9 protein-coding genes are annotated in these 7471 nt (G+C 41.7%); 1 reads left to right on the forward strand and 8 read right to left on the reverse strand.

Annotation, left to right across the window (positions count from 1 at the left end):
• Positions 1-31 precede the first annotated feature (31 nt).
• The 6 genes from J2Z20_RS17625 to J2Z20_RS17650 all read right to left on the reverse strand — a co-directional run bounded on the left by J2Z20_RS17625 (position 32) and on the right by J2Z20_RS17650 (position 4492).
• Positions 32-172, reverse strand: coding sequence for a hypothetical protein (locus tag J2Z20_RS17625; RefSeq protein ID WP_209853369.1), 141 nt, complete (start codon positions 170-172; stop codon positions 32-34).
• A 136-nt stretch (positions 173-308) separates the two neighbouring features.
• Positions 309-764 (reverse strand): hypothetical protein, encoded by a 456-nt coding sequence (locus J2Z20_RS17630; protein ID WP_209853370.1) that lies wholly within the window; start codon positions 762-764, stop codon positions 309-311.
• Positions 765-1655: 891 nt separating this feature from the next.
• Positions 1656-1961 (reverse strand): hypothetical protein, encoded by a 306-nt coding sequence (locus tag J2Z20_RS17635; RefSeq protein WP_209853372.1) that lies wholly within the window; start codon positions 1959-1961, stop codon positions 1656-1658.
• 800 nt (positions 1962-2761) lie between these two features.
• A complete protein-coding gene (locus tag J2Z20_RS17640; protein ID WP_209853374.1) occupies positions 2762-3064 on the reverse strand; it encodes a putative quinol monooxygenase in 303 nt (100 codons plus the stop codon).
• 83 nt (positions 3065-3147) lie between these two features.
• Positions 3148-3315 (reverse strand): hypothetical protein, encoded by a 168-nt coding sequence (locus tag J2Z20_RS17645; RefSeq protein WP_209853376.1) that lies wholly within the window; start codon positions 3313-3315, stop codon positions 3148-3150.
• A 778-nt stretch (positions 3316-4093) separates the two neighbouring features.
• Entirely contained in the window at positions 4094-4492 is a 399-nt protein-coding gene (locus tag J2Z20_RS17650) for a hypothetical protein (RefSeq protein WP_209853378.1), read from the reverse strand.
• A 126-nt stretch (positions 4493-4618) separates the two neighbouring features.
• On the opposite strand from J2Z20_RS17650, the gene J2Z20_RS17655 reads away from it, so the two are divergent.
• Positions 4619-4876 (forward strand): hypothetical protein, encoded by a 258-nt coding sequence (locus J2Z20_RS17655; RefSeq protein ID WP_209853380.1) that lies wholly within the window; start codon positions 4619-4621, stop codon positions 4874-4876.
• Positions 4877-5177: 301 nt separating this feature from the next.
• Here the strand turns inward: J2Z20_RS17655 and J2Z20_RS17660 are convergent, their stop codons facing one another.
• Together J2Z20_RS17660 and J2Z20_RS17665 are read right to left on the reverse strand one after the other, a co-directional pair.
• Entirely contained in the window at positions 5178-5585 is a 408-nt protein-coding gene (locus J2Z20_RS17660; RefSeq protein ID WP_209853382.1) for a hypothetical protein, read from the reverse strand.
• Positions 5586-6718: 1133 nt separating this feature from the next.
• Positions 6719-7303, reverse strand: coding sequence for a hypothetical protein (locus tag J2Z20_RS17665; protein ID WP_209853384.1), 585 nt, complete (start codon positions 7301-7303; stop codon positions 6719-6721).
• Positions 7304-7471: the final 168 nt, after the last annotated feature.

The raw sequence follows: 7471 nt of genomic DNA on the forward strand, positions 1-7471 counted from the left end.
CCTTCAATCAGTTCCCGAGTGGGAACATTCCTTAAGCATCTGCTCTTATCGATCTCATTGCCTTGGCACTTGCATTACGTCTAACGTTGTTGTATTCACGACGTCCTTCCACCTTAAGCCCGAAGGGCGGCCGCGATGCGGTTAGGTGGAAGGATGTGTCCGGCTGAATCATCTTCCCTGCTACTGAAAGCTCCCCTCCGAATCCGCTTCTAACTCCGGCCGGACCGAGGGGCGAATGCCCCGATGCGTGAATATGGTGTTATCGGATGTCCACGACTTCTTGAATTACATACAAATTCGTCTTCCTTCTAGTCCAGAACTTCAATTGCGAATGCATAACTTGAGCTTCCTTCTGTTATTCTCTTATCTTTATCTCTTAGCCAATTAGCTGATAAATTAAAATAATAAATTCCCTTGGTATCAGGAGCTTTGAATTGATTATCTGTTATCGTTTCATGAGTAATTTCATCTTGGTTAAATATTGCAAGCCCTAATTCGGTTGGCTGTTTTCCTTCAAATTGAATTGAAATTGTTGTATTTCCTTTAATTTTATCCTTTTCTTTATCCTTTAACATTTCATTTGGACCTATATAATCAACGCATTTAGAGCCCCAGCAGTAAGAACTTTGATAAATCTTAATTTGCTTTCCATCTGCTGTTAGCTTGGGTTGAGGTGGTTCATTCCCTAACTTCTGATTTAGTACGCTACATGCATTTAGAATTAATATCACCGAAAGTAATGTAATCAATAATTTCTTATGCATTGAATCACTCTCCCTTCTATAGGAGACGGATCTTAATTACAATTTGTTCCAAAAATCATTAGCATTGAAACAATTAAGTTTAATCTCTTGAACTCGTGGATTTCCGATAACGTTCTCAGTATTCACGAACCCGAGAGCCTTAAGTGACCAACGGGAACGGGTCGAAGACTTAGGCTCGCAGGGTTGTCCGGCTGATTCCACTTCCTCGCTTCTCAACATCGGCCGGATCAAGGGCGTCAGCCCGCAGCGTGAATACGGTGTTATATGATGGCATGGCCTTCTTGAAACAACCTCAAAAATCTCTTGCTTTAATTCAATTGAATTTATCCTTTGATTAGTCCTTTAATAAGCCCTTAAAATAGTCCTTTACCAAGTCCTTTACCAAAGTCTTTAGTCAGTCCTTTGTTTTGTTTTTAATCAGATTTTTTCTTCGAATTACTATCTGCCTGTTTCTTACCTTTATATATTCTATAAATACTTAAAGGAAACCAGATAATCCCAAGAAGTAAACTTGATATAATTGAAATATATAATAAAGGAGATATTGTACCGTCTCCCACTGGCCCCGTTTTTGGTTGTTGAAGTGTCCTTAGTTCAAAAAAAACTAAAAATATTAAAAATATAGATATTATAAGAGTAATATAATTCCGCATCATTGAACCCATCCCTCAAAATTAAGATTTGCCATGCTTTCATATAACGTTTCTGTATCCACGACGTCCCACCGACTTAAGCGACCAACGGGAGCGGCCGCGATGCGGTTAGTCGGTGCGGATGTGTCCGCTGATTCCACTTCCCTGCCGATTGCTTCTCGCGGACCGAGGGGCCGCCAGGCTCCGAAGCGTGGATATGATGTTACCTGATGCTGCTGACTCCTTGAATAACCTCCAATTAGGTCTTATCCAAAACTACTTTCCTATAATAACTTTCAACCTTTTCATTCGTTTGTAGTTTAACAACTAAGTATTCCAATTTAATAGGATCAATGTCATGCCCGTAATCCTCTTCAATTGTGTAATACATCTCATTCTCAGGAACATCAGAGAACACTTCTGGTTCCCCTAGTAGATCAACTATTTGGTTTCTATTCTTGTTATCTAGTATTTGTCTATTAATAAGGTCTTGAGCCATTGCTTTACGCATTTTCCAACTTGCGTGTTCTTCCGCATCAATCCATTTCTCATGTTCAAAATTCATACTGTAATTCCTGCATCCAATAGACAACATTAGAAAAACTAAAATGATAAATGTAGTTATAACCTTTGAGTGCCTCAATTTAAATAAAGTCATTATCTTTGGCCCCTAAAGACTTATTTTATTATTCAGCAGTTTCAGGTAACGTTCTGTGTATTCACGACGTCCCACCACCTTAAGGCACCGAAGGTGCCGGCCGCGATGCGGTTAGGTGGTGCGGGTGTGTCCGGCTGAATCTACTTCCCTGCTGCTGAAATTCTCATCCCCGAATCCGCTTCTAACTTCGGCCGGACCGAGGGGCGAATGCCCCGATGCGTGAATATCGTGTTAGACGTAGTGCCTTCTTCGAGCTACTGCCATAATGACTTATTACAAGGTCTTACTTTCCAGTCAGTTCCCGTATGGGAACATTCCTTAGAAATAATTGCTCTTCCTTTAAATCAGTTCCCGAGTGGGAACATTCCTTAGAAAAAATCGACCTTCCTTCAAATCAGTTCCCGAGTGGGAACATTCCTTAAGCATCAGCTCTTATCGATCTCATTGCCTTGGCACTTGCATTACGTCTAACGTTGTGGTATCTACGAACCCTGACTGGCTTAAGGCGCGCATGCGCCGGGTCCGACGGACTTAGCCAGTGCAGGGTTGTCTGCTGAACCAGCTTCCTCGAAATCCCTCTTGCAGACCAAGGAGCCGTTAGGCTCCGCCGCGTAGATACGGTGTTATAGGATGTCAGCGCCTTCTCCGAAATACCAACAAATTTGCCCTTACAATCTTAATCCATCGTTCTCGCTTGTTCAATAAGGCTAAAAACCCTTTCCACCCACTGGACGAAGTTTAATTTGCTTCACACCAGTAATGAGCGGCCTTGCCCGTTGGATGAGTACTTTCGCCTCTTCCAAGAACAAAGATGCTTGATGAGCTGAAGGATCACTCCATATTTCGGTTACCCACACGCTATCAGGTTCGTTATCAGGAATGTTTACAACATAAAGATCGCACCCTTCAACTGATTCCATACCATTCGAAGCTTCCAAGAGCATTTCAACTAGGGAGTCTCGATGGCCTTCATGGGTAGTGAATTTTGTATACAATCCGAATTTGCTCATACTTTATTTCCTCCCTTAATTAATTTAACATATTATCAATTAATTGGCAGTTGTTCTTGCACAAACCTGCCCAATCGTAATGCTTATATTTTAATGGTTTTAAGCGGTTTGCGCTGATTTCCTATAACGTTATTGTATTCACGACGTCCTTCCACCTTAAGCCACGAAGTGGCGGCCGCGATGCGGTTAGGTGGAAGGATGTGTCCGGCTGATTCTGCTTCCCTGCTGCTGAAATGCCTCTCTGAACCCACTTCTAACTTCTGCAGGACCGAGGGGCGAATGCCCCGATGCGTGAATATGGTGTTATGTGCTGTTCCTGCCTTCTTCGAATTCTCTTCAAAAATCAATTAAATCCGTAATTAATTATTTGACCTCTTATTGCTGGATTACCAAAACACCAATAAATTAGAATTACTAAGACTAGAACACCGACACAAAAACTAATTAATGACATATACTTGCTATACTTCTTAAGCGGTGAGGAAATTACAATTAACAAGGTTGAAAAACATATAATCATTAGAACCATCAGTCTTGCAACTAAATATTCCCACACTTCTCAACTCACTTCTTTCATATTGAAGTAACTTATAAATTGTTGGATCTACTGAATGCTTCTATTCCGATTAGATTATCAACTCTCACTAATTCCATGTCCTCAATAATTATCCCTTTTAATTCCATTATCTGATCTTTACAGAATTCAACAAAAAGGTCGTAGGATATGTGACCATTAAGACAACCGTGATATATAAGTACTTAATCAGCACTTCAGGAATTGCACATAACGTTTCTTGTATTCACGACGTCACTACACCTTAAGCCCGAAGGGCGGCCGCGATGCGGTTAGGTGGAGGGATGTGTCCGGTTGATTCCGCTTCCTTGCTACTGCAATTGCCTCCCCGATTCCGCTTCTAACTCCGGCCGGACCGAGGAGCGAATGCCCCGATGCGTGAATATGGTGTTAGATGAAGTTGACTCTTCTTTGAATTACAATCGAAATCTATTTACAACAGTATTAAATGTTATTTATTCCTTAATCGGGTTTGAATTTAAACCAATAATTTCAATGATTTCTGCTTCTCCAACTTTTTTTGGTCCCTCCATAAAATATCCTTTCATTCCGACCTTTAAGGTATTTCGATGTCTCGGTCTTGATTCTTCAAATAGCACCCACATTCTTGCTCTTCCGGATTTGGGAACTTGAATTGTTGTATCTGTAATAATATTTCCTAGTTCATCTTCGAATTCCGGATGAATCATCCGTAAATCAATATTAGAGCCTTTAAAGTCATCTTCTATTGCAAAATCACCTCTATATCCTTGAAAGGGCAAATGCTTTCTTCCCCCTTCCTCCGCAGCAAAAAATCTATATCTAACAACAAAATCTGTTGGATAGTTTCTTCTTGTTTCATAAGGAATCCACATGGTTATTCCTCCTGAAAATTAGTTATTAAACGCACTTAGGCAATTTCATCTAACGTTCTGGTATTCACGACGTCCTTCCACCTTAAAGGAGCGAAGCGACTGGCCGCGACGCGGTTAGGTGGAAGGATGTGTCCGGCTGATTCCGCTTCCCTGCTGCTGAAATTCCTCATCGAATCTACTTCTAACTTCTGCCGGACCGAGGGCCGAATGGCCCGATGCGTGAACATGGTGTTATACGCTGCCCCGGCTTCTGCGAATCGTCCATCAAAAGTTCTTAAACGATGCCCTTACTTCAATCCGTTCCCGGATGGGAACATTCCGCTAGATGAGCCTTTGACGATGCCTTTACTTCACATCAGTTCCCGGACGGGAACACACCGCTAGACGAGATCTTAGACGATGCCTTTACTTCAATCCGTTCCCGAATGGGAACATACCACTACTTGCCAGTCATTAAAAATCTCTTGTGATGCCTTTGAACTCCGGGGTTGCGTATAACGTTCTTGTATTCACGACGCCCCACCGGCTTAAGGACTCGAAGAGTCCGGCTGCGCTTGCGCAGTTAGCCGGTGCGGATGTGTCCGCTGAATCAGCTCCCCCGAAATGCCTCTGGCGGACCGAGGGCTGAATGGCCTGATGCGTGAATACGGTGTTATGTGAAGTTGCCGCTTCATCGAGATTACTGTCACAAACGTTCTCTAAATTTATTCAGTATTGATTTATGTATATAAATTAAAACCAAATAGAAAATAAAACCAAATACTGTTAAAACAAGCCCTTTGATCAAATTGATAATTTCTATTTTCTGATCATTAAAGTAATCAATAAGTAGAAATACTACAAGAGATATTCCAATAAACCCCAAGATCCATACATCAAATATTTTAAATTTATAGTTCGTATAAAGTTTATTATCATCTTCTTGTGAGGCTATTGTAAATCCAATTGCAAAACATATTATTCTAACTACATCCACTTCAAAGGTTTTATGTGTGACAAGAGAATAAACATAATCATAAATATTGAGAAAAACTGCAAATAGCAACAGCTTATTGATAAATACATGTACTCTATTCGCTAAAAAATTAATCAAGATTTTTCGTCCTTTCGGCAATTTCACATAACGTTGTTGTATTCACGACGCCCCACCACCTTAAGGTCCGAAGGACCGGCCGCGACGCGGTTAGGTGGTGCGGGTGTGTCCGGCTGAAATACTTCTACGCTGCTGAAATGCCTCGTCGAATCCACATCGGACTTCTGCCGGACCGAGGGGCGAATGCCCCGATGCGTGAATATCGTGTTAGACGTAGTGCCTTCTTCGAGCTACTGCCATAATGACTTATTACAAGGTCTTACTTTCCAGTCAGTTCCCGTATGGGAACATTCCTTAGAAATAATTGCTCTTCCTTTAAATCAGTTCCCGAGTGGGAACATTCCTTAGAAAAAATCGATCTTCCTTCAATCAGTTCCCTAGTGGGAACATTCCTTAGAAAAAATCGATCTTCCTTCAATCAGTTCCCTAGTGGGAACATTCCTTAAGCATCTGCTCTTATCGATCTCATTGCCTTGGCACTTGCATTACGTCTAACGTTCTGTGTATTCACGACGTCCCACCACCTTAAGGCACCGAAGGTGCCGGCCGCGATGCGGTTAGGTGGTGCGGGTGTGTCCGGCTGAATCTACTTCCCTGCTGCTGAAATTCTCATCCCCGAATCCGCTTCTAACTTCGGCCGGACCGAGGGGCGAATGCCCCGATGCGTGAATATCGTGTTAGACGTAGTGCCTTCTTCGAGCTACTGCCATAATGACTTATTACAAGGTCTTACTTTCCAGTCAGTTCCCGTATGGGAACATTCCTTAGAAATAATTGCTCTTCCTTTAAATCAGTTCCCGAGTGGGAACATTCCTTAGAAAAAATCGACCTTCCTTCAAATCAGTTCCCGAGTGGGAACATTCCTTAAGCATCAGCTCTTATCGATCTCATTGCCTTGGCACTTGCATTACGTCTAACGTTCCTTGTATTCACGACGTCCCTGCACCTTAAGCCCGAAGGGCGGCCGCGATGCGGTTAGGTGGAGGGATGTGTCCGGCTGATTCCGCTTCTTCGCAACTGCCAATTGCATCTTCGAATCTACATCTTACTCCCGCCGGACCGAGGGGCGAATGCCCCGATGCGTGAATATGTTGTTATCGGAAGTCATTGCCCTCTTGGATCACACCCATATCCTATTTCACTATGAATTCATATGCTTTACTTGTAATAAATTCTTGTATTTCTTTATCTTCATTTTTGATTTGAAATTCTGCCTTTGATATTACTTTGTATTTACCAGGTTTTTTAATAACAAATTCATAAAATTCTTTACTTCTCTGGCCTATTCCGTTATTCCTATAAATATCATTTGACTTCATTTTAGTTACATATCCAATATCATTTCTAAAAAGTATTTTGTTTTCTTGTTTAACGGCATTTCCTTCCTTATCAAAGATTTCATATGTAAACATGCCAGAACCATGTGAAATCTCCCACGAAAATACCGAATTATTCTTTATGAAACCAGTTATTTCAAATTTATGGTTTACTTTAATATCGGCAAGTTCATCAATTCCTACTTCAAACATACTTTCATTTGGGCTGGTTTCTGTTGGTGTACTAACAGAACGTTCTTCATCCAATACAGTCGGTTTGCCATTCATAACAGTTTCCGTAGTAGAGTCACTTTGAGCGTAATTAACAATCTTTGCACATCCAACAAAAAATACAAGAAGCGTTATTAACAGCAGTTGTATCAAGTATCGTCTATTTCTCATGGATATCACCTCATACAGATAGACGAGAAATATTGGATTAATGTTCCAGTTCTTTGTTCGCATGGATTTCCGATAACGTTCCTTGTATTCACGAACCCGAGAACCTTAAGCCCCAACGGGGCGGCCGCGACGCGGTTAGGTTCGCAGGGTTGTCCGCCTGACTCCGCT

The sequence above is a fragment of the Paenibacillus sediminis genome (assembly GCF_017873765.1).
GTDB classification, from domain to species: domain Bacteria; phylum Bacillota; class Bacilli; order Paenibacillales; family Paenibacillaceae; genus Paenibacillus_AG; species Paenibacillus_AG sediminis.

Coding starts and splice junctions, on each gene's coding strand:
- J2Z20_RS17625 (WP_209853369.1), bottom strand. CDS start 172: ATGATTCAGCCGGACACATCCTTCCACCTAACCGCATCGCGGCCGCCC.
- J2Z20_RS17630 (WP_209853370.1), bottom strand. CDS start 764: ATGCATAAGAAATTATTGATTACATTACTTTCGGTGATATTAATTCTA.
- J2Z20_RS17635 (WP_209853372.1), bottom strand. CDS start 1,961: ATGAATTTTGAACATGAGAAATGGATTGATGCGGAAGAACACGCAAGT.
- J2Z20_RS17640 (WP_209853374.1), bottom strand. CDS start 3,064: ATGAGCAAATTCGGATTGTATACAAAATTCACTACCCATGAAGGCCAT.
- J2Z20_RS17650 (WP_209853378.1), bottom strand. CDS start 4,492: ATGTGGATTCCTTATGAAACAAGAAGAAACTATCCAACAGATTTTGTT.
- J2Z20_RS17655 (WP_209853380.1), top strand. CDS start 4,619: ATGTGTCCGGCTGATTCCGCTTCCCTGCTGCTGAAATTCCTCATCGAA.
- J2Z20_RS17665 (WP_209853384.1), bottom strand. CDS start 7,303: ATGAGAAATAGACGATACTTGATACAACTGCTGTTAATAACGCTTCTT.